Genomic DNA, 20856 nt, shown 5'->3' with positions numbered 1-20856 from the left:
CCAGGGGCAAATAGTCTCGTGCGATCGCCCGAGTTGCGGACAAAGCTACCCAAATAGTCAAGGATGGGTAGCTTTGTCCATAAATTAAGTTACAGTTTCTAACCCGGCTGAAGTCGAAGCTAAAATAACTTCGAGAATTAAAGCAATTTTACCGGTTCACTTCGCCGGTTGTCCCTGCGATATGGATGCGCTGTGTGAGATTGCTAGCCGTCACAATTTGAAGTTGATTGAAGACTGCGCTCACGCGATCGAAACAGAGTACAAGGGAAAGAAAGCAGGCACATTTGGTGACTTCGGATGCTTCAGCTTTTATGTCACCAAAAACATCACCACGGGTGAAGGAGGCATGATTCTCGCCCGCCGTCAAGAAGACGCTAACAGGCTGAAAATTTTAGCGCTGCACGGTATGAGCAAAGATGCTTGGAATCGCTTCGGCGACTCGGGTTACAAGCACTATCAAGTGGTGGAAATCGGTTTTAAATACAATATGATGGATCTGCAAGCTGCGATCGGCATTCATCAACTCAAACAAGTCGCCCCCTAATTGCAGCGCCGGAAGCAAATTTGGCAGCGTTACAACGAAGCATTTGCCGATTTCCCTTTACTCTGGTTCGCTTGAGATAAATCTTATGTAGGAGAAATACTCTCCCCTGCAATTTGAACTCCGAAGTTGAGAGTTAACTCCCATAGCATATTGGAGGGGATAGGGCGGAATTTGACGTTGAATTTCACAAACTATGACAATCTCTGGTTTTGCTACGCTCAGTAAGCCAAAGTTTCTAAAGTTTCCCGCAGATAGGATCGAACCTGCTGATCGATGGTGAAATTTTGCTGTTGACTCTCAAAATTGAGTTCTAGCTGCCAGCGTTGAAACCCTGAACTTGCCCCGATCGCGGATTTGAGGCTGCCCCAGATTTCAGAATCTTCGCACAGCTCGATCGGCTCTGCGGCTTGAGGTTCTTGTGCGATCGGTAGATAATTCGCCATATTGTTATACCTCTGTTTGAATTCCCTGTAAGGATTGAAAGCTTACCTTGACTCTCTCTATTATAGATTCTTTTCTCCAAATAGCCAATATAAAATAGCCACAACCTGCGATTAAATATTAAATATTAAGAGTATTAATAATCTTTATCTGAGCCGGAGCATTACCTATTTTTTTTACTGCATACATCTGTCGCAAATAAAGTAGCTTAAACTACAATTATGTCGATATTAATTTTTTATTTCACTTTTCGATCGACTGTTGGGTTAGGGATGTAGGGCCGTTGGTGTCCGCAGGTTCTGAGTTGACTGTACTGCTGGATGACGCATTCTTGATGCCTTCTGCTGGTGGCATTGACTCTGCGGGTGCAGCCGGAGTGACAGTTGTCTCGCCCGCAAAAGCTGGCAAAAGTCGATCGACTTGCCAAGGTGCGATCGTAAAATCCTGCCTAATGTTTTCTAATACATGAGGCTTTGTCGCTGCAAATTCTGATTCCGGCGTCAGCAAAACAGCCATCACACTAGCAGACACCTGCAAAAACAAATTGCTAGCTAAAAAAGCAGCAACTGCCAACAACAACCCAGCCCACCGCCAGGAAGGAGGAAAGGGAGCCACCCCAGCAGCAAGGGGAGCAAATCGATATAGCTGCCACAAAATTACTGCCAGCAAAACAGCGATAAAAAGAGCAATTCCTTGATTTAATTTAGTTTTAAACCGAGTCAGCATCTGCTGCTGCACAGAAGTTAAATTCTGCGGTTTCACGGCCACGACTAAAATACTAAAAATGTAAAAAGGGCGGAACCACTGCATCCACAGCACAGGAACAATACCTGCTACAGCCACTAAAAACACTTCTAACCAGACAGAGAGCGTGGGAGAACCCACTGCGAGTCCCAGCAAGCACAGTCCCAGGAAAAGCGGCAATGCAGCCACCCCAGAAAGGTGAATCCACAAGAAAGGATCTGACCAAAAAGAACGCACTTTAATTAATTATTAGTTATGAATGATAGCCTTTCTAAAATAGATGAGGTATGTCTGGTAATTGGTAATTAGTAATTGGTAATTGGTAATTGGCACGGCACCAGCTTTTGAACCGCAAGCTTTTCGGTGATTACCGATTACTGATTACCGAAAACCCCAAGCGTACCTCATTTTTCGATCGAACTGCTATATGAGTTTTGACTTTTGAATTTTGAGATTCTTGGACGCACTCTTGACTCTAAAACCCGGTGCGAGGAGTAAATATTTAGCGATCAAACCGAGGACTTACGAGCAGAAATCGGGTTTCTTTCGGTAATTCTTATTTGAGCGAGCAAATTTTGAATTTTCAGCAAGGGTAAAGACGATTAGGAATTTCATTCTGCCAACTGCCAACGGCCAACTGCCAACTGCCAACTGCCAACTGTCAACTGTCAACTGTCAACTGTCCGATGAGTTTGGGAGTATTGAGTGAAGAGAATAGTTGGGAGCGATCGGCAATGCAAGTTGCCTTCACTCAAAAATTCTCTTCCAACTCAACACTCACAACTCAAAACTATTGAGATAGCGTGCGGCGCTTAGTAACCATCCGGTAGGCTTCAATAATATCGCCTTCCGCCCAGTCGCTAAACCCGCTCAAGGAAATACCGCATTCATAGCCAGTATTGACTTCCTTGGCATCTTCCTTCATCCGTTTGAGGGAGTCAAGGACACCTTCGTAAACGACATTGTTGCCCCGGCGCACCCGCACCTTACAGTTGCGGATGACCTTGCCTTCGAGTACGTAGCATCCAGCCACAGCCCCCCGACCGATCGCGAAGACAGCGCGCACTTCCACCTTACCCAGAGGTTCTTCCACCAGTTCGGGTTCCAGCAGTCCTTCCATCGCCCCTTGAATATCATCCAAGAGTTTGTAGATGATGCTGTATTCCCGCACGTCTACGCCCGCTTGGTCGGCTGCTTGGCGAGCGCCGGTGGCGAGAGTAGTATTGAACCCGATAATCACAGCATTACTAGCGGAGGCCAGGTCAATATCCGTTTCTGTGATTTCCCCAGGAGCAGATAGCAGCAATCGGAGTTGAACTTCTTTTTGAGGAAGTTGGGTCAGAGAACCGACAATGGCTTCCAGGGAGCCTTGGACATCTGCCTTCAAGATCAAGTTGAGTTCCTTAAGAACGCCTTCCTTAGCTTGTTGAGAGAAGCCACTGAGGCTGATCCGACCACCTTGAAGTAGACGCGAATCTCTTTGGGATGTAGCTCTTCCGCTGGCGATCGCCGCTGCTTCTTTTTCGTTAGCGAAGACATCAAACTCATCTCCAGCTTGCGGTACTTCCCGCAGCCCCAGCACTTCCACAGCGAAGGATGGACTTGCTTGGTCTACGCGATCGCCGCGATCGTCGATCATCGCCCGCACCTTGCCCAGAGCAGAGCCTGCGACCACAATATCGCCCACTCGCAGCGTGCCATTTTGCACCAGCAGAGTTGCCACTGGCCCCCTTGCCTTGTCGAGGTGAGCTTCAATTACAGTACCCTTAGCCGCTCGGTTCGGGTTAGCGTTGAGGTCTTCCATTTCCGCGACTGTCAGAATCATTTCCAACAGCGTATCGAGGTTTTCCCCTCGGATAGCGCTGACTGGAACCATCGTCACATCGCCGCCCCAGTCATCTGCGACCAAGCCGTACTCAGTAAGCTCTTGCTTCACCCGTTCCGGCTGAGCGCCCTCCTTGTCAACTTTATTGATAGCCACGACAATTGGCACTTTCGCCGCTTTCGCGTGGCTGATAGCTTCAATTGTCTGGGGTCGCACGCCGTCGTCCGCCGCCACCACCAAGATGGCAATGTCTGTCACCCGCGTACCGCGAGCCCGCATAGCTGTAAAGGCTTCGTGACCGGGCGTATCCAAAAATACCACCTGCTGGCTCTTGCCTTCGTGTACCACATCCACGTGGTAAGCACCGATGTGCTGGGTAATACCCCCAGCTTCTCCCTGAGCGACCTTGGTTTTGCGGATCGAGTCTAGCAAAGTAGTTTTGCCGTGATCCACGTGGCCCATAATCGTTACCACTGGCGGACGGCGCTGGAGGTATTCCAAATCTGCCTCATCGATCATCTCGATGATTTTGGTAGCTGGCTCTTCTATTTCTGGGGTTTCTACCTCTACGCCCATTTCTTCGGCTACCATTCTCACCGCTGGAATGTCCAGGGTTTCGGTAATGTTGACCGCAATACCTTTAGAGAACAGCCTCTTAATAATTTCGGTTTCGGGAACAGCCAAGGTAACTGCTAGTTCTTGAACGGTCATCGGTCTGCTCAGCAGCAGCTTTTCTGGACGTTCTACCTTAGCTTCGGCTGTTTTGCCCCGGTTGCCGCGTCCCCCGGAAGAACCAGAAGAGCTTTTATCGTGAGAAGGGCCCGGTCTCTTATTTTTGCCGCTGCTACCGGGTGCGCCCGGAGTTGGTGTTGACTTGGGTGCTGCTTGTGTCTTCGCCTTAGCTGGGCGGGCTAGAGACAGGCTGACGGTGACTGGTGCTGGCATATCCAAGCCATTTTCTAAGTCATCGTCATCCTCGTCTATGGGTTTGAGGCGACGATTTTTGGCCTTGGCTGCTTTGGCAGCTTTGGCAGCATCTGAGTTTTCGTCATCATCTTCTTCCCAAATGACCTGTGTCTTTTTGGCTGGCTTTGGCAGAGTCGGCTTGGGAAGGAGAAGAGTATCCAGCAACAACGACGTATCGTCTCCGTCATCGTCTGCGTCTTCTCCGGTGGCAGAAATGTCACCGCCCCGGCTACGCAACCCAGCGGCTGACGTTGCGGGGGCAAGGCTCCGGCGCGGGCCGCCCTGCTGCGGTCGATCGGCAAGTGCTGTTTTCACTGGCCCACCAGCACCTGGGCGAGGTCTTTGAGCGTCGCTACCGGATGGTGCAGGTCTGCTGGGGCGGCTCGGTTTCGCCGGCGCTTCCAGAGTTTCTCCCTGTTCTGATTGGTCTTGATCGGTTCTGGCCAGTTTCAGTACCGGCTTGTTTCCCAGAGTTTGTGGGTTGCGGCCAGCCTGCTCGGACGCCGCTCTGACTGGTGGCGACGTGAGTTTTGCCCCTGCTGGCGGCGCTGGAGGGGCGACCGGCGGGCGGGGGGTGCGTTCTGGAGCCTTTTCTGACGGCGGTTGAGGTGTCGCAGGTGCTTGAGCCTGGGAGCTTGTTTCCGGGGCGATCGCACCTACAGTTTCCGAGCTTGTTTCTGAAGCTGCCGCCGCTCCAGCGACATTTGGCTTCGAGAGTACAGGTCGATTGATATTTGGTTTAGCTGGAGGCTGGAGTTGTTGAGAGGCTGGCGATTTGGGAGGAGTGGCCACGGTGGCCCCAGGCTGGTTTTTTTGCTCCTCGTTGCCTGCGGGCTGGGACGAAGCACCAGCCGGCCGTACTTTTGGACTGCGTATTTCTAAAATTTGCTGCTTTTTTTGTTGGTCGTTAGGATGAGGGCCAGATTCTCTAGATGGCGCTGCTGCTCTTTCGGGGGGAGCTGGCTTGCCGGGGGTAGAGTGGCTGGCTACGTATTTTTCCGCCGTTTTGCGAATGCGCTCTGCTTCAGATTCTGTAATTGTGCTGCTGTGGCTCTTTACTGAAATATTGAGCCGCTCGCAAACTGCCAAGATGTCTTTATTATCCAAATTTAGTTCCCGTGATAATTCGTAAATTCTTACTTTGCCGTTGTTCATCCACTCTGCCCTCTTTTGTGCCAACCAGTTTTTACATTTTGATTTTTTGTTCTAATGACGACATCATTCGCTGTGATTGATTCAGTGTCAAGAATCGGGGTTTTGGTACTCGCTCAGCAATTTTATCTAAAAGATGCAATTCGCTGAAGTCTGCGGTTGGAGAATTCTCAAGTTTTTTTTGGGAAAGCGAGAACTGTCAAGTCTGAATTTTGGCAACTGCCACAAATCAATCTTTAAAGTTTGTCTTTCCACCTTGAGGATACCTCTGCTAGTACCCTACCCTTATCTAATCTGACACAAATCTTTCCAGACTGGTGGGCAGATCGGATCGGGGTTTTAGAGCTGGCGCTACCGGTAATTACTGGTAGGGCTGCCAAGAGGGTTTATACAGTCGAGGCCGAACTATTGTCGGTTTGGTGCCCGATCGATTCCGAGTCAGATGTACAGTCAGATGTGGCTAAACGCTGCCAAAGTGTTTGGTACAGTTCGTCAGACACAGGCGCTTTGAGCGATCGCCCAAGTCGATTTTTTTTCTGAGCTGCTTTGAGGCATTGGCTCGCCGGACAAAGGTAAGCGGAACGACCGAGGCCGCGATCTAATTGTACCTGATGAGAAGGATAGAGCCTGACTACTCGCCAAAAAGCTTCCTTAGGAGCTATTTTTCGACAACTTGTGCAACACCGGTAGTTCGGTTTCATTTCTAGTGATTCGGGGAGAGTTGAGAGAGTGGGAGAGGGGGGAATAGGGGAATTGTCCTCCTTGTCTCCCGTGCCAGAAACATAAAAGTGAATGTCACAGTGTTTAGACTGTGGCTGCGGTTTCGTCCGTGGCTGGCTCCTCTTGCTCAAATTCTGCCGTTTCCTCGTCGCCGTCGTAGCCGGATCCTTCCTCTTCGTCGTAGTCGTCGCCTGCTAGTTCTTCGAGCCTGCTTGCTTCTGCTGCCAGTTTGCTGTCTTCGGCGTCGCGATCGTACTTAGCAATATCTTTGATATCGATTTTCCAACCGGTCAGGCGGGCTGCGAGGCGGACGTTCTGACCTTCTTTACCAATGGCAAGACTCAGTTGGTCTTCCGCGACCAAAATGTGAGCGCGCCTCCCTTCTGGGGCAACCAAACGCACTTCATCTACTCTAGCTGGACTCAGAGCGTTAGCAATATAGGTTGCAGGATCTGGAGACCAGCGGATCACGTCTATTTTTTCGCCGCGCAATTCGTTGACTACTACCTGAATTCGCGATCCCCGCGCCCCGATGCAGGCTCCTACGGGGTCTACATCGCGATCGAGAGTATCTACTGCTATTTTAGTCCGAGGGCCGACGTGCCGGGAGGGCGGATTTGCCTCCCTAGCTACGGCGACAATCCTCACCACCCCATCTTCTATTTCTGGTACTTCGTTAGCAAACAGGTAAACCACCAAACCGGCGTCTGCTCTAGAAACAAGTAACTGCGGCCCTCTAGTAGAACCTTCGCCTACTTTTTTGAGATAAACCTTGAATGTAGCGTTCGCACGGTAATTGTCGTTAGGCAACTGTTCGCGTTTGGGGAGTTCGGCATCTACTTCCGGCTGACCGAAGCTGCTGGTAACTGCCAAAATTACCGACTGCCTCTCAAACCTGAGCACTCTTGCTTGAAGAACAGTTTCTTCTAAATCTTTAAACTCTTCTTGAATCATTTTGCGCTGTTGGTCGCGCAGTTTTTGAGCCAGGACTTGTTTGGTCTGGATGGCTGCCATGCGACCAAATTCTTTTTGATCGGGTGTTACATCTACGAGTACGATGCTCCCAGGCTGAGCTTCTGTGGCTACTTCTTGTACTTCAGAAAGTGCTATTTCGTGATCGGGATTGACGACTTCTTCGACAATAGTTTTGTTAGCTAAAACGCGAAAACCTTCTTGTTCTGCGTCTAATTCTACATCAAAATTGTCGAAGTATTCTTCGCTGAAGTGGTCGAGTTTTTGGGTGCGGCGGTAGCGTTCGTATCCTTTAAGCAGGGCTTCTCGCAATGCTGCTTGGACGGCGTGTTTGGGTAAATTTCGCTCTTTGCTAATACCTTCGATCATTTCTTTGAGTCCGCGCAGGGGAACCATTGACATATAAAACACTCCTTTTTTTGATGTGACAATACGTAACTTGCGATCGGAAATAGATGATTGGTAATTGACAGTCGGTAATTGTTGAAAAAAGTGATAACTGATGATTGATGAGTTACAAAGATAGCATTAGGGTATCTGGGTGCTGCAACAATTTATTGGTTGTTCTACTTCAACCCTGTGGCTAAAGATGTGATTCTTAAAAATTAACTCGCAGCGAAGCATTTTTAGCTTCCTGCGAGGCAATCTCAAAACTCAAATCGGGCAGACACGGGGGTACGGCCCCTACAACTCAAAATTCAAAATTCCCCTTTTTTACTCCTTACCTTCGTCTAGTTCAACTTTGACAATCTGAGGGCGGGGAATTTTAACCTGTCGCCCTTTTAGATTGAGATAAACCGTTGTTTCATCCCTGCCCACAAGTAGTCCTTTCCACTCTTTGATTCGCGAGTCGGGTTCGGTGGCTGTGAGTGTGACGGGGAAACCTTTAAAAGTAATGAATTCTCGATCGCTGCTGAGCAATCGGGATATTCCGGGACTGGAAATCTCTAGCACGTAGGCGTCGGGGATGATGTCGGATGCCTCTAACTCGACTTCCAGGGCTGTACTCATCCGCTCGCAGTCGGCTAAACCGGTGTCTTGCTGGACGTTACGGATGTCTACCCGCAAGACGGGAGGATTTTGGTTGGTGTGAAACACTGCTCCCACTACTTCCAATCCCAGTGTTTCTGCAACGGGGGTAGCTAAGTCAATGATTTGTGGGATTAGGGGATGAGTCATATCGAATACTTAAACTAAAACTCCTGAACTCGGATACGGGCAAGGAAAAATCAGGTGTTGAAATTGCTTTGCTTTGAGCTGGTTTTGACCGCAAGATTTGAGGGTGCAAGCCCTCTTATTTGCCTAGTGAAGAAAAAGATGTCAGATTTTTCAAGCCCGAGGATGAGCTTGTGGGGTTGAAATTCTGCCTTATACATCAGAGCCTTCTACCTATGCCTGCCGGCAGGCTAACGCGCTCAGGATGACGCTGTTGCGTCACTGTCACCCTAGTCTTGAACTTGCAAGTATGATGCTCTAAGCCTTTTGTCTGCGACTAATGCAACAAAAAAAGTGGGCTTGACCCACTCCAAGGTAAAACAATTTCTTCCAAGAAGTTTGAGGGCGAGCTCTGATCGAAGTTCTCCTCAGTTCTCAGTTTAGCTCGATCGCCCGCCCGTTGACACTCGATGGGGCTAAAGTGGCTAAGATTCTGTAGAGACTTCGTTTCTATTTAAGCGGCAGACGGATTGTAAATGTACTGCCTTTGCCCAACTCGCTCTCAACTTGAATGCTGCCTTGATGAGCCACTACGATCGCACTCGCAATCGATAGCCCTAATCCTGCCCCTCCTGTGGCTCTAGAGCGATCGCTCTGGACTCGATAGAAACGATCGAAAATTCGCGTTTGTTCGGCTGGAGCGATACCAACACCCGTATCTTGAACTTGAATTAGGGCTTCCTTGTCAGTGCGATCGAGGATGGCAAAGATTAGTCCTCCTGGGGGAGTGTAGTGAATGGCGTTGGTAATTAAGTTCGTTACCATACGGTAAAGTTGGACTTCATCCCCAAGAATCATAGTGGCTTGTGAGGCACGAATTTCTAACTTCAAATGTACATCAGCTATCATTGCCAAACCTGCAAGTTCCTCTACTAAATCGCCGATCAGATCGTTGAGAGAGCAAGGCTGCAATTGAGTCGAAATCTGTTGTTGTTCAATGCGACAAATGAACAGTAAATCTTTGACTAACCTGGAGAGACGGATGTTTTGTCGTTCGATAATATCCAGGTTTTGATTAACCTCTGGTAAGTCTTCAGCAAGACGAGTATCCTCAACTGTACTCTGGATCACAGCGAGAGGCGTTCGCAATTCATGAGCAGCATCGGAGGTGAATTGTTGCATCTGGCGATAGGACTGATAAATTGGTTGCATCGCTACTCCCGCTAACCACCAACTCGCTCCTCCCACTAACAGCATCGCAAAAGGTAAGCCTAAAAACAGGAACAGTCGCAAGGTGTTAAGATAAGCATCCCATTCTTTGAGCGATCGCCCAATTTGCAGATAACCCCAAGGCAAACCGCTGTTGGTTCTCAGTAATAGAGAAATTTGATAAAAGCGATCGCCCTTAGAACAATTCAGAACCTGCCAAAACTCCTTTGGCGCAAAACGTTTTAATACATTTGGCTGCTCTCCACTCGTCGCCAAAACACGTCCAGATTCGTTTAAAAAGCGGAGATAATAGCCCTCCTGCTGAAACACTCTAGCAGTATGTCGCGCGCCGTCATTGCTTGAAAAATAACAGTTTTCATTCGATAAACACAAACCGGGCAAAATAGTTTTCAAGCTGGATGAAATCTGTCCCGGTTGTTGTAATTCAGGTTCGATACTGTCATGCAGCGTTCCGGCTAAGTCCTGTAGTTTTTGCTGGAGGATATATCGCTGGGTGTGAAACAAAACCTGATATGCTGCAACACCGCAGATACCTAACAACAGACCTATCACGATCGCATACCAACCTGCGAGTTGCCAGCGCAGTTGACAGTTGACAGTTGACAGTTGACAGTTGACAGTTGACAGTTGACAGTTGACAGTTGACAGTTGACAGTTGACAGTTGACAGTTGACAGTTGATGGGAATCAAACCTTGTTAGAGTTGATGCCTCCATCATTCACAACTCAATATCTGGCTTTTTTCAATTCAGAAAAACTGAAAAATATCTTGGCTGAGATGGTATTTTCAGTGCAAAACCTCTGAGCGAAAGGTTGTTAGCAATCACCATTGTTATGGTGTTCTACTGATGTTTTTATGCTGATTGTTATATAATTCGGGTTTCCGAATAGCTGTTAAGTAAGTCCACCTAATTAAACATAAGATCTCGATGGCTAGAAAACTTGCTCTATAAGCATTCTTCCTTCTTCCTTCTTCCTTCTTCCTTCTTCCTTCTACTTAACTACCAATAGTGAACGGAAATATTGCCTCCCAGAGGTGAGGGGTGACGCCCTCGGTGAATTCGCCAACAGTTTCTTTCAACCGCTAGCGTCATAACTTGTTCAAGCGATAACCGAATCCATGAACCGTTTCAATCATCCCATCACAGCCATAATCTGCCAGCTTGCGACGCAACAGACGAATTCTGGCAGCAACTACATTGCTCATCGGGTCAGCATCCACGTCCCACAAACGATTCAAAAGTCGATCGCGCGTGAGGATTTGATTCGGGTGCTGCATGAAATATTCCAGTAACCGAAACTCATTAGCCGTCAGAGGAATCACCGTTTGTTGTTCCCCATCATCGGTAGTGGAGATGGTTGATTTAGTATAATTAAGCCGCAATCGCCCCGCCTCAAGTTGGTCAGAATTAAAATGGGGCGACTGTTCCGGCGACAAACTCCGTCCCCGTCGCTGGAGTGCCCGCAACCGGGCTAACAACTCCGCTTTAACGAACGGTTTCATCAGATAGTCATCAGCCCCAGCATCTAGCCCAGCCACCATATCCTCCGTGCGATCTTTTGCCGTCAACATCAAAACTGGTAAAGGATTATTCTGCCGGCGCAAACGTTGGCACAGTTCGACGCCAGAAATTCCCGGTAGCAACCAGTCAAAAATGGCGATCGTGTACTCTGTCCATTGGTCTTCCAGATAGTTCCAAGCAGTTGTGCCATCCTGCACCCAATCCACCAGGTACTTTTCGCGGCTCAAGGTGCGTTGTACGATCGCACCTAAATCGGGTTCGTCTTCCGCCAGCAGAATTCTCATTTTATCGCTATCTCGTCCAATACTTTTTTACTAACAAACATATACGAATTCTCGAAATTTATCCAACATTTTGGATCGGAATGTTTTTACCGCAGAGGGCGCAGAGGACACAGAGAGAATAGGGAGATGAATACAGGACGATGCTACCGGATTTGATATCATATTGTTTCCGGTTGCATCGGTATTGTTTAAATAGTTAACTGAGTTAACAGTCAACTGTTAACTGTTAACTGTTAACTGTTATTAGCCTACTTCTTTCGTTGCTGTCTGCTCAATACCATAGTTTCTCAACTCGGTTGTTTCCATCATCCGTTTAGGGATCAGAAACTTGCCAAATCGAGCATACAATGCAGGTAGAACCAGTAGAGTGAGAGCGGTTGAGGTAAAGAGTCCGCCGAGGACGACGATCGCCAATGGTTGCAACAATTCCTTACCGGCGCCACCGCTTAAAACCAAGGGAATCATCCCCAATGCCGAGGTGAGTGCTGTCATCAGAATCGCCAGCAACCGTTCCATCGAACCTTCTACAATTACTTCCGAAAGTGGCATTCCTTCGGCAAGTTTGGTGTTGTAGTTGTCTACCAGCAGCAATCCATTGCGCGTCGCCACACCAAACAAGGTCACAAAGCCGACCATTGAAGGAACAGAGAGAACGCCACCCGTTAGCAGCACTGAGATGACACCGCCAACCAGTGCCAATGGTAAATTGACCATCACCATCAGCATCGCCGGAACGGATTTTACCGTGAAGTACATCAATACTGCGATCGCCACCACCGCTAATATTCCGAAAATTAGGAAGTTTTGAGCAGCCCGTTGTTCCGACTCATACTGTCCGCCGTACTGAATATAGTAGCCTTGGGGCAGTTGCACCGATTGCTTAACTTTGGCGCGAATATCATCAACAACCGAACCAACATCGCGTCCCTGTACGTTGGCTGAAACCACAATTAAACGAGAGACGTTTTCCCGATTAATCGTGTTCGGGCCCTTGCCAAAGTCAACCTTTGCCACTTCCGAAAGCGGGATGATTTGATTAGTTGGGGTATTAACTTGGAGGTTGCGAATCGTGTTGAGATTGCGACGGGCCGATTCGTTGACCCAAACCAGCACATCGACCAACTGTTGACCATCGGGCACTTGACCAACCACTCGTCCATTCAGGGCTGTTTCGGTGAAATCTGACAATTGGGCGATCGTCAATCCGTAGCGGGCGGCTGCATCTCGGTTAAATTGAATTTGTACTTGACGGATCGGAATTTGGGGCTCAAGCTGAAGGTCTACCAATCCCTTCACGTCTTTCATTGTCGTTTCGATTTGTTCTCCAATGCGGCGGAGTTCTTGTAAGTCGTTGCCAAATACTTTAATGGCGATCGCACTTCTCACCCCCGACAACACTTCATCCATCCTGTGACTGATAAATCCACCGACATTGCCGGCAACTCCCGGAAACTGACCCAATACTTCCCGCAAAGCTTGAATCGCCGCAGGACGGTTTTTCATCGCTGCTTCACTCAGTTCCACGTCCAAGTGTGCCAAGTTCACCGATGCCGCATCCGGGTCACCTGGAGCACGGCCCGATCGCAGTTGTACAGATTCAAACCTTGGGTCATCCTTCAGTGCAGTTTGAATCGCTAACCCAACTCGATTGGTTGCTTCCAGTGAGGAACCGGGATAAAGGGCGATCGCATTCATCAGCGATCGTTCCTGGAACGTTGGCAGAAAATCTCGTCCTAATGTCGGCACAATCAGCATCGACGCTACCATTGATGCTGTAGCTAATCCCAAAATTAAGGTAGAGCGACGCATCGCCCACTTTAGCAACGGATGGTAAACTCGTTTGGAAAACAGTGCTAGGAATGGTTCTGTCGTCTTCATCCGTTTGTGGGGCAGCAAAATGGCACACAGTGCGGGCGAAACAATCAGCGATTCCAGGCTGGAGATGACTACTACCACCAAGTAGGCAATGCCCATTGGGGTGAAAATGCGCCCTTCCACGCCAGAAAGTGTGAAAATCGGTGAAAAGACGATAATCCCAATTAACGTGGCTCCAATCAGCGACTCGCGCACCTCCTGAGAACCCTCAAAAATCACATCCATTGGTGGTTTGGGATTTGGCGAGAGGCGATTTTCCCGCAAGCGACGGTAGGTATTTTCGCAGTAGACGATCGCATCATCCACTGCTGTCCCGATCGCCACTACCAATCCGCCAAGGGTCATAGTGTTGAGTTCCAGCCCGATCCAGGAACACACCAAAAGTGACAACAGCAGCGAGAGAAAGAAATCCAGCAAACAGACGGAGAGAGTGCGCCAGTTCATCAGAAACGGAATCAGGATGGCTGCGACAATCAAACTGCCTTCGATCAATGCCGATCGCACATTACCAACCGATGCGTCAATGTAGGCATCTTGCCGGAAAGTGACATTCGCCTTCACATCCTGGGGTAAGCCCGGTTTAATTTCCTCCATCGCCTCGATGATGGCTTGCGTGACGGTGGGACTATCTACCAACGGTTGCTTGTTCACCATCAGCACCACAGCGCGTTTAGTATTCCAACTGGCATCGCCTCGCTGGAGTGCAGCCCCAATCTTCACCTCTGCCACGTCCCGCAGTAGAATCGCTTTTCCTTCCTGCACCTTGACGACCGCTTTTTGCAAATCTTCGATGGTCTGGATTTGTCCCTGTCCCCGAATCACTAATTCGCGATCGGGGTCAATCAACAATCCACCGGCGGTTTTAGCATTTGCTTCGTTTGCCGCCTTGACGACTTCCTGAAGAGAAACCTTCAACGCCTTAAGTTTTTCTGGATTAGCAATGACTTGAAACTGCTGCACGTCTCCGCCGTAGACTAGCACTTGCGATACGCCCGGAACTGCCAGCAAGCGATTGTTGATTTTGCCATCCACCAAACGTCGCACTTCCATGATTGATGTAGTGTCAGACGTGAACGCATACTGAATCACCGTCCCGATGGGGGGAGCTAAGGGCGATATCTGCGGTGTACCGATCCCTTCGGGTAATCGGTCTTGCGCGTCCTGCAATCGCTCTGCCACGAGTTGACGAGCTTGATAGGGGTCGGTGCCCCATTTAAACACCACCCGCAATACAGAAATTCCTACGGCTGACGATGTACGGACGACTTCAACTCCTGGCGTGCCGTTGACTGCACTTTCTAGTGGTAACGTCACCAAGGATTCTACTGCTTCCGGTGCAAGACCGGGGGCTTCGGTTTGTACTTCTACTTGAGGTGGCGCAAAGTTGGGCAATACGTCGAGGGGCATTCGACTTACTGTATACAGGCTCCAGATGGTCAGGGCGATCGCCCCGAACACCACTAACCATCGTTGAGCAATAGACCATTTGGGGATGACGTTTAACATAAAAATGAAATTTGGATAGCATTAGGCAAGCTTTTAGGAGACGGAGTAGAGAGGTTTACTCAGTCGCGATCGACAACAACCAAAAATCTTGGTTTTTGAATCTCTACTTGCCCTGACCTTTTAAGGCAAAAACGGCGAATCCACCCACCAGTAAAACTCCTGCGCCTCCCACCCACATCAAAGGTGACGATCCTTGAGCAGGCTGCGCTTCTACTTGCGATGTAGCGGGTGATGCTTGCGATGTAGCGGGTGATGCTTGCGATATAGCGGGTGATGCCTGCGATGTAGCGGGTGATGCCTGCGCTTCTGCTTGCGGTTTACCTCGCAATGCCTCGGAGTACAAAAGCGTTGCCCCCTGCGTTACAATCTGATTTCCCGAAACTAGATTGCCTTCTTTAATTTCCACCACATCTCCAGAGTCGCTACCAATCTGAACTGAGATCGGTTTGTAGGTTGTTCCTTCCTGGATGTAGACGAGCTTTTGCCCGTTGGCATCAATCAAACTGGTGCTGGGAACTTTGAGAATACCTCCATCGGTTGTAGGGGGGATTGCCTCTGTCTTAATTCCCAATGCAGCGGCCTTATTCGCATCAACTTCGATCGGCTGCATAATCTTAGCCGCATCGCCACCTGCAAACTCGCTGTTATGCCCAACGTGGGCTAGCACCGGAGCCGAAGCCGTACACAACATTAATCCCAAAACAAAACTAGACCCGTAGCGGGCGATCGATAACGAATTTAACTGCAATGATTTCGATAGCATAAAAATTTCCTCCTGACATTTAGCAAACCGGTGTGATGAAACAGCCACTCCTCCCAAGAGCAATCTATTCCTCACCCCGCAAGTTGTGAACCTTCTCCAGGTAGAATGTCAGGCCCAAATAAAAATTTGATGAAAATTTGAGGCGAAGTCTCAGAATTTACGGTTCGCTTCTGAAGTTATGGAGAAACCTAATGAAAATTTTCAAGTCCGGGAACTGGAAACGCATAGCCTTATGGATTCTGGCAGCCACCACTCTAATTCTTCTGGGAGATGATCCTTGGGAAGTCTTCCCTTTTGTTCAACACAGACGGATGTACTGTTCCCATGATGCAGTCAAGTCTCCCTATTGCAATTTTTCACTCCTTCGCACCCATTTTGATGACATTAGTCCAGATGGGCAGACCCTAGTTAGGGCTTGCTGAAAAAGTGTACGTAGTGGAAAAACGAGGCTACACAGCTTAAAAAATAGTAGGTTTATTGCTTGCATTCCCAAATTGAGCCAGAAACTAACAACTTTCATTGCAAGGGTTTTGAGCCTCTATAATCCTATAACTTGCACTTTTTCAAGCAAAAAAAGCTTAAACCCCTTATCTGGCAAACTTTCTACTTTTATTCAGCAAGCCCTAGTTAGTATCAAAAAAACAGGAAAAAGATCTTTCGATCTGCAAATAAGCTGTTACGCATTTAAAATGGTATTGTAGGGTGCGTCAGTTTTCAGGCGTTTCCCATGTATAGTCAGTGTTCACGAGTGACGCACCCGGATCGGGATAGTTAGTGGTTTAAATGCGTAACAGCTTATCGGATTTAAAAACAGGAAAAATCAAGGCAAAAAAAGCTTTTCTCGTGAGATATTTAGACCATTTAGTATAACCCTCAGTCGTGATTTTATAATTGGTAGTACGCCGAAGGGACTGACAGTATGGAATCTACAAACAGCCGAGCTAGAAGCAGTTTTGGATCCAGAGCCAGAGCAAATGAGTCGTTTAGTCGTCAGTCCTGATGGCAAACTATTAGCCGAAATTACAAACGATTCGATAATTAAAGTGTTGCAGCGTTTGTAAAATTGAAATTTCAACCTAACGCGGAGCTATCTGTTGCAGTTGTTTGGCTTGTTCGAGGATTTTCTCGAAGTCTTCTTCGCTCAACCGCTGAATGTAGTTGATTTTAAACTCTTCTAAGAAGTCGCACAGCAATAGTTGTATTTCTTGCCAAGTTTGCTGCTGTTGGAGTTCGCTTCCTAAAGCTTGTGCGAAATGTTGGACGAGCTGGTTTGAGAGTTGGATGCCTTGAGGATCTTCGCTAGCGATTTTGAAGGCTTCGTAGGCATTTTGCGGGCCGAGGGTGGCTAATTTTGACAGTTCTGCAACTAATTGTGAAGCTAGCTGTGCGGGAAGGTTTCCGAGTCCGGGTACTTGCTGGAAGCCTTGATAAATTGGGGATTGTTTGAGAAATATTTCTATATTGTACCGGAGTAGATCTTCTAAATCTGGCTGGAGTTGAGGCAGGACTTTGTAAACGGTTACTTGGACTAAACGGCTGGCGATTGCTTCTATTTCGTTGATATTATTAATGTCTAAATATCGCTGTTTTTGAGTTTGGAAAAGTTGTTTTGCTAGTTCGCCACTGGTAATTGATTGTTGCATCTGATTGATGAGCTGAATTACTACTACTTCTGTCAATTCTTGCGCGAAGTTGGCGACAAAACCTCGGCTGATTTGGGCGCGTATGGGTTGGAGATCGGGCATTTTGGCTTGGTGGATGCGAATGGTGACGGGTAATACTCGCAACAGGCGCCAGAAGGGGAGGAACAAAAAGATGTCGTACCACCGCCAGAGCATGGCTTGCCGCCAACTGACACTGCGGTGGCGGCGGCTGATGAAGTAGGTGCGGGCTAGAAATTCGATCGCAAATATGGCAATAAATGGCAGGTCGATTTGCCAGAAGTTGTCTGTAAATTCCCCATTTTCTCCGATCGTGCGGTAATAGTTGGTGGCGATTAACGGCTTGATTTTGGCGTCAAACCAAGTGATTTCTTGTTGCCAGCCTTGTTTGTTTAAATACTCTTGGCTCCAGAATGTTTTGAATGATTGTTTTGCTGATTGCTGCGGATTCGGCGTGCGATCGCGCATCCGGTCTTTAATTTTTTCTAAGGACCCACTTTTTGATGCTACTCGAAACGGATCTTCGTCGATCATGTTCGCGCTCAGAGTGTTTATTTCCTGCAATTTGGCTGCTACTTGAGGAGATGGCAAGCCTGTTTGCACTACTTGTTTTTTTAATTCTTCTAAGGTTTCTAGATATTTCTGGGTGTCTCGGTGGGGTTGAATTCCTTTGAATGGGTCGTATATTTGGGTGAGAACCGGTAGTTGCCGGAAGTAGAAATTTCGGGCGGGAACATAAGTTATATCAAATAATACTAGGCTTAAATTTCCTAGTGCGACCAGTGCAATGAACCGCTCGAACCAGGGTACTTTGGGTGATTCTTTACGGGAGTTTTCAGTTAGAGATGGCTGTAGTTTTGGTGTCACTGGCATTTCCTAAATAAGTAGACGGAGCGAAATAACTGTAACTGGTAATAGCTGGAAAAAAGGAAACAGCTTAAACTGGCTAACTGTCGGGTTGCGATCGGATTGCGATCGAGTAAGCTAGTATTTATTTGAACCAGGGGAAATTTAGGTAGTTTGGGATTGTTGATTTTGCCGGGTTGAGTAAAATTTTATACTTGTAAAATATTAAGGTCGATCGAACTTGACGGTAGCAGCAGCTCCCGTTAGTCTGCTTCTCTCTGGCAATAAAATTATATCTCAGGCAGAATCCTAAGTTTTTTTTCGGCGTTGCAGAGCTAACTGGTCTGGTAATAAATTACTATTTTTGTTTAATCTGCTGGCTGTTTGACCGCGAAATCAAATCTCTTGCACCGATCGCAGTTTAAGGTTAGATTTGGACTTCGAGTTTGAGGTCAAACCCTCAAGAGAGGTATACTTGCTCAGGGGCAGTCTGGCGAGAGCGCTTCCGAGCAAGTGCGAGGGTGGCTGCAACCTCCGTAAGGTTCGGGTTCTCGCCTCCACAAAAACCAGCTAGCGATCGGACTCTTGAATAAAATGACACCCTGAGTATAATTTTGTTCGCATTTTTTTAATATATGACATACTGCCTTAATCTCGATTGCCCAAAAGACAAGCGTCAGAACCCACCAGGCACAAAGTATTGTCTTAATTGTGGTTCCAAGCTGTTGCTAAAAGACCTTTATGCAGCAACCGAACCGCTGCGCGATGGAGGATTTGGCAGGACTTTTCGAGCTGTCAATCATGGAAAATTTGAGGAACTTTGCGTTATCAAACAGTTGTCGCCGCCGCAGGAATTTCAGCGGAAGCCGGCTCATTTTAAAAAGTATGTCCGACTGTTTGAACAAGAGGCAAGGCGGCTTTACGAACTGAAGCACCCACAAATTCCTCAGCTAATTTCTTATTTTGAGGAAGATGGGCGTTTGTATTTGGTGCAGGAGTTTATTGATGGGAATAATTTAAAGGATGAGTTAGAAAAGTACGGTGCTTATAGCGAACTTAAAACTAGGGAACTGCTATTAGATTTGTTGCCTTTGCTGAATTTTGTTCACGAGCGCAATGTGATTCACCGAGATATTAAGCCTGAGAATGTGATCCGCCGCAATCGCGATCGCAAGTTGGTGCTGATAGATTTTGGGGTTTCCAAACAGGTAGTAACTGATGCTCCAACCAAAACGGGCACGAAGTTGGGAACTCCGGGTTATGCGGCGCTAGAACAGCGGCACGGTAGGGCTGTTCCTGCTAGCGACCTTTATAGTTTGGGGGTGACTTGCATTCGCTTGCTGACTTCTGTGATGCCTTATTTGGATATCTACGGGGACATTCACGATGACCTTTACGACCCGCTCGAAGGTCGCTGGCTTTGGAGGGAGGCTTTGCCGAAAGGAACAAAAATTAGCCAGGATCTAGGTCAGATTTTGGATAAGTTGATTCAGGAATATGTCAAAGACCGCTACAAGTCTTCTCTGGAAGTTTTTGAGATTTTAAAACCTGCTGCTGTTGTTGTTCCACCAGATTCTAAGTTGCAGCAGGCAACTGTTCTTAGTCCTTCTTTGCCGACTCAACCTGTAACTAAAAATCCGATTGTTTCTGTGAATTTAGAGTCGGAAAAAGGGATTGATTATTCTCAGTTGGAAAGGCTGCTGGCTGCTAAAAATTGGCGTGGTGCTGATGAGGAAACTTCTGTGAAAATGCTGGAAGTGATGCAGCAAGTTTCGAGGGGTTATTTGAGTGAGGAAGATATTAGGAAGTTTCCCGCTAAGGATTTGCAGACGATTGACCAACTTTGGGTGCGACACAGCCACCGGAGGTTCGGTTTTTCTGTACAAAAGGGTTTTTGGGTCAAGTCGGGGGGAAAGGCTGGTGTTTATGATGCTGATGTTTGGGAGAAGTTTGGCGATCGAGTGGGCTGGCGAGTTAACGGTCAGTGGGTATACTATTCTGAACTGAATTTTACTTCTAAGGCAATGCCTGGACATTTGCCGGGAGGGACTGTTTTTGGGTGGGAAGGTGGGGTTTTGTGTGGTGTTTTGGGCTTGGGTGGGATCTGGTTTCTGCTGTCGCGGCGAGATTTGTAGGAAGAGGGAAGTTCGGCAACGGATGCTGTAATGGATGTAACGGATGGAAGTCGGAAGAGGGAAGTTCGGCAACGGATTCGCTCGACGGATGTAACGGATGTAACGGATGTAAAGGATTTAGTCGGATGGAAGTCGGAAGAAGGAAGAACGGTCAACAGGGAAAAAAGAGGCGAATCATGACAAAGGTGTTCATTCAGTTGACAGTTGACCTGGGACAGTTGACCTGGGACAGTTGACCTGGGACAGTTGAGGGCAGCCTTTACCTGGAAGGAAGAGGATTGGAGTAATGAATAGTCTGATCTTAATTTATCGCTAAAACGGAGAGGCTTTTAACCAATTATTTCTGGTAATTATTTAAAGAGTTAACAAATTTTTATTTCATTTTTTAAGAATCTGTGCCGAATGGGAATTGTATAGGGAGCATCCCACTTTTGCAATCAGTATAAATACTCAGACAATTGTCTGTCTGACTAAGTTGATGGCATAATAGAAAGCAAATAAATTACCATAATCCA

General features: G+C 47.7%; 13 protein-coding genes and 1 pseudogene. 3 read left to right on the top strand and 11 right to left on the bottom strand.

Annotated features, from left to right (window positions below; all coding sequences use genetic code 11):
• Positions 1-112: 112 nt before the first annotated feature.
• Positions 113-544: pseudogene (locus tag JGK16_RS30955) on the top strand (DegT/DnrJ/EryC1/StrS family aminotransferase); the annotation flags it as partial.
• 218 nt (positions 545-762) lie between these two features.
• Here the strand turns inward: JGK16_RS30955 and JGK16_RS30950 are convergent.
• The 11 genes from JGK16_RS30950 to JGK16_RS30900 all read right to left on the bottom strand — a co-directional run bounded on the left by JGK16_RS30950 (position 763) and on the right by JGK16_RS30900 (position 18227).
• Positions 763-987, bottom strand: a complete 225-nt coding sequence (locus tag JGK16_RS30950) for a hypothetical protein (RefSeq protein ID WP_293184744.1) — start codon at positions 985-987, stop codon at positions 763-765.
• Positions 988-1228: 241 nt separating this feature from the next.
• Positions 1229-1966 (bottom strand): low-complexity tail membrane protein, encoded by a 738-nt coding sequence (locus tag JGK16_RS30945; RefSeq protein WP_293193669.1) that lies wholly within the window; start codon positions 1964-1966, stop codon positions 1229-1231.
• A gap of 553 nt (positions 1967-2519) precedes the next feature.
• On the bottom strand, positions 2520-5675 hold the full coding sequence (gene infB / locus JGK16_RS30940; RefSeq protein WP_293184749.1) for a translation initiation factor IF-2: 3156 nt from the start codon (positions 5673-5675) through the stop codon (positions 2520-2522).
• Positions 5676-6058: 383 nt separating this feature from the next.
• Entirely contained in the window at positions 6059-6373 is a 315-nt protein-coding gene (locus JGK16_RS30935) for a YlxR family protein (RefSeq protein ID WP_293148638.1), read from the bottom strand.
• 103 nt (positions 6374-6476) lie between these two features.
• A complete protein-coding gene (gene nusA / locus JGK16_RS30930; protein WP_293184751.1) occupies positions 6477-7766 on the bottom strand; it encodes a transcription termination factor NusA in 1290 nt (429 codons plus the stop codon).
• Between the two features lie 312 nt (positions 7767-8078).
• Positions 8079-8543 carry a ribosome maturation factor RimP gene (gene rimP, locus JGK16_RS30925; RefSeq protein WP_293184754.1) on the bottom strand — a complete coding sequence of 155 codons (465 nt, stop codon included), beginning with the start codon at positions 8541-8543 and terminating at the stop codon, positions 8079-8081.
• A gap of 486 nt (positions 8544-9029) precedes the next feature.
• Positions 9030-10439, bottom strand: a complete 1410-nt coding sequence (gene rppB / locus JGK16_RS30920) for a two-component system sensor histidine kinase RppB (RefSeq protein WP_293203574.1) — start codon at positions 10437-10439, stop codon at positions 9030-9032.
• A gap of 399 nt (positions 10440-10838) precedes the next feature.
• The gene (gene rppA, locus JGK16_RS30915) at positions 10839-11555 is read right to left on the bottom strand and encodes a two-component system response regulator RppA (protein WP_293184761.1); all 717 of its coding nucleotides are present in this window, start codon (positions 11553-11555) and stop codon (positions 10839-10841) included.
• Between the two features lie 243 nt (positions 11556-11798).
• On the bottom strand, positions 11799-14936 hold the full coding sequence (locus JGK16_RS30910; RefSeq protein ID WP_293193673.1) for an efflux RND transporter permease subunit: 3138 nt from the start codon (positions 14934-14936) through the stop codon (positions 11799-11801).
• Between the two features lie 103 nt (positions 14937-15039).
• Complete coding sequence (locus JGK16_RS30905) at positions 15040-15699, bottom strand: hypothetical protein (protein WP_293184767.1); 660 nt, start codon at positions 15697-15699, stop codon at positions 15040-15042.
• Between the two features lie 1076 nt (positions 15700-16775).
• On the bottom strand, positions 16776-18227 hold the full coding sequence (locus tag JGK16_RS30900) for a hypothetical protein (RefSeq protein ID WP_325315545.1): 1452 nt from the start codon (positions 18225-18227) through the stop codon (positions 16776-16778).
• A 614-nt stretch (positions 18228-18841) separates the two neighbouring features.
• Between JGK16_RS30900 and JGK16_RS30895 the strand changes: the two genes are divergently transcribed.
• Together JGK16_RS30895 and JGK16_RS30890 are read left to right on the top strand one after the other, a co-directional pair.
• Complete coding sequence (locus JGK16_RS30895; protein WP_363319262.1) at positions 18842-20341, top strand: GUN4 domain-containing protein; 1500 nt, start codon at positions 18842-18844, stop codon at positions 20339-20341.
• 30 nt (positions 20342-20371) lie between these two features.
• The gene (locus JGK16_RS30890) at positions 20372-20521 is read left to right on the top strand and encodes a hypothetical protein (RefSeq protein WP_293184773.1); all 150 of its coding nucleotides are present in this window, start codon (positions 20372-20374) and stop codon (positions 20519-20521) included.
• The last annotated feature ends 335 nt before the right edge of the window (positions 20522-20856 follow it).

The organism is Microcoleus sp. PH2017_09_SFU_O_A (assembly GCF_020738625.1).
GTDB lineage: Bacteria > Cyanobacteriota > Cyanobacteriia > Cyanobacteriales > Microcoleaceae > Microcoleus.
The sequence above is the reverse complement of the archived record's forward strand: the minus strand, read 5'-3'. Positions and strand labels throughout refer to the sequence as shown.

What these genes read in the sequence shown, in the direction of transcription:
- JGK16_RS30905 (WP_293184767.1), bottom strand. Translation starts at nt 15,699, where the DNA reads ATGCTATCGAAATCATTGCAGTTAAATTCGTTATCGATCGCCCGCTAC.
- infB (WP_293184749.1), bottom strand. Translation starts at nt 5,675, where the DNA reads ATGAACAACGGCAAAGTAAGAATTTACGAATTATCACGGGAACTAAAT.
- JGK16_RS30910 (WP_293193673.1), bottom strand. Translation starts at nt 14,936, where the DNA reads ATGTTAAACGTCATCCCCAAATGGTCTATTGCTCAACGATGGTTAGTG.
- JGK16_RS30895 (WP_363319262.1), top strand. Translation starts at nt 18,842, where the DNA reads ATGACATACTGCCTTAATCTCGATTGCCCAAAAGACAAGCGTCAGAAC.
- JGK16_RS30950 (WP_293184744.1), bottom strand. Translation starts at nt 987, where the DNA reads ATGGCGAATTATCTACCGATCGCACAAGAACCTCAAGCCGCAGAGCCG.
- nusA (WP_293184751.1), bottom strand. Translation starts at nt 7,766, where the DNA reads ATGTCAATGGTTCCCCTGCGCGGACTCAAAGAAATGATCGAAGGTATT.
- JGK16_RS30935 (WP_293148638.1), bottom strand. Translation starts at nt 6,373, where the DNA reads ATGAAACCGAACTACCGGTGTTGCACAAGTTGTCGAAAAATAGCTCCT.
- rimP (WP_293184754.1), bottom strand. Translation starts at nt 8,543, where the DNA reads ATGACTCATCCCCTAATCCCACAAATCATTGACTTAGCTACCCCCGTT.
- JGK16_RS30890 (WP_293184773.1), top strand. Translation starts at nt 20,372, where the DNA reads ATGGATGTAACGGATGGAAGTCGGAAGAGGGAAGTTCGGCAACGGATT.
- rppA (WP_293184761.1), bottom strand. Translation starts at nt 11,555, where the DNA reads ATGAGAATTCTGCTGGCGGAAGACGAACCCGATTTAGGTGCGATCGTA.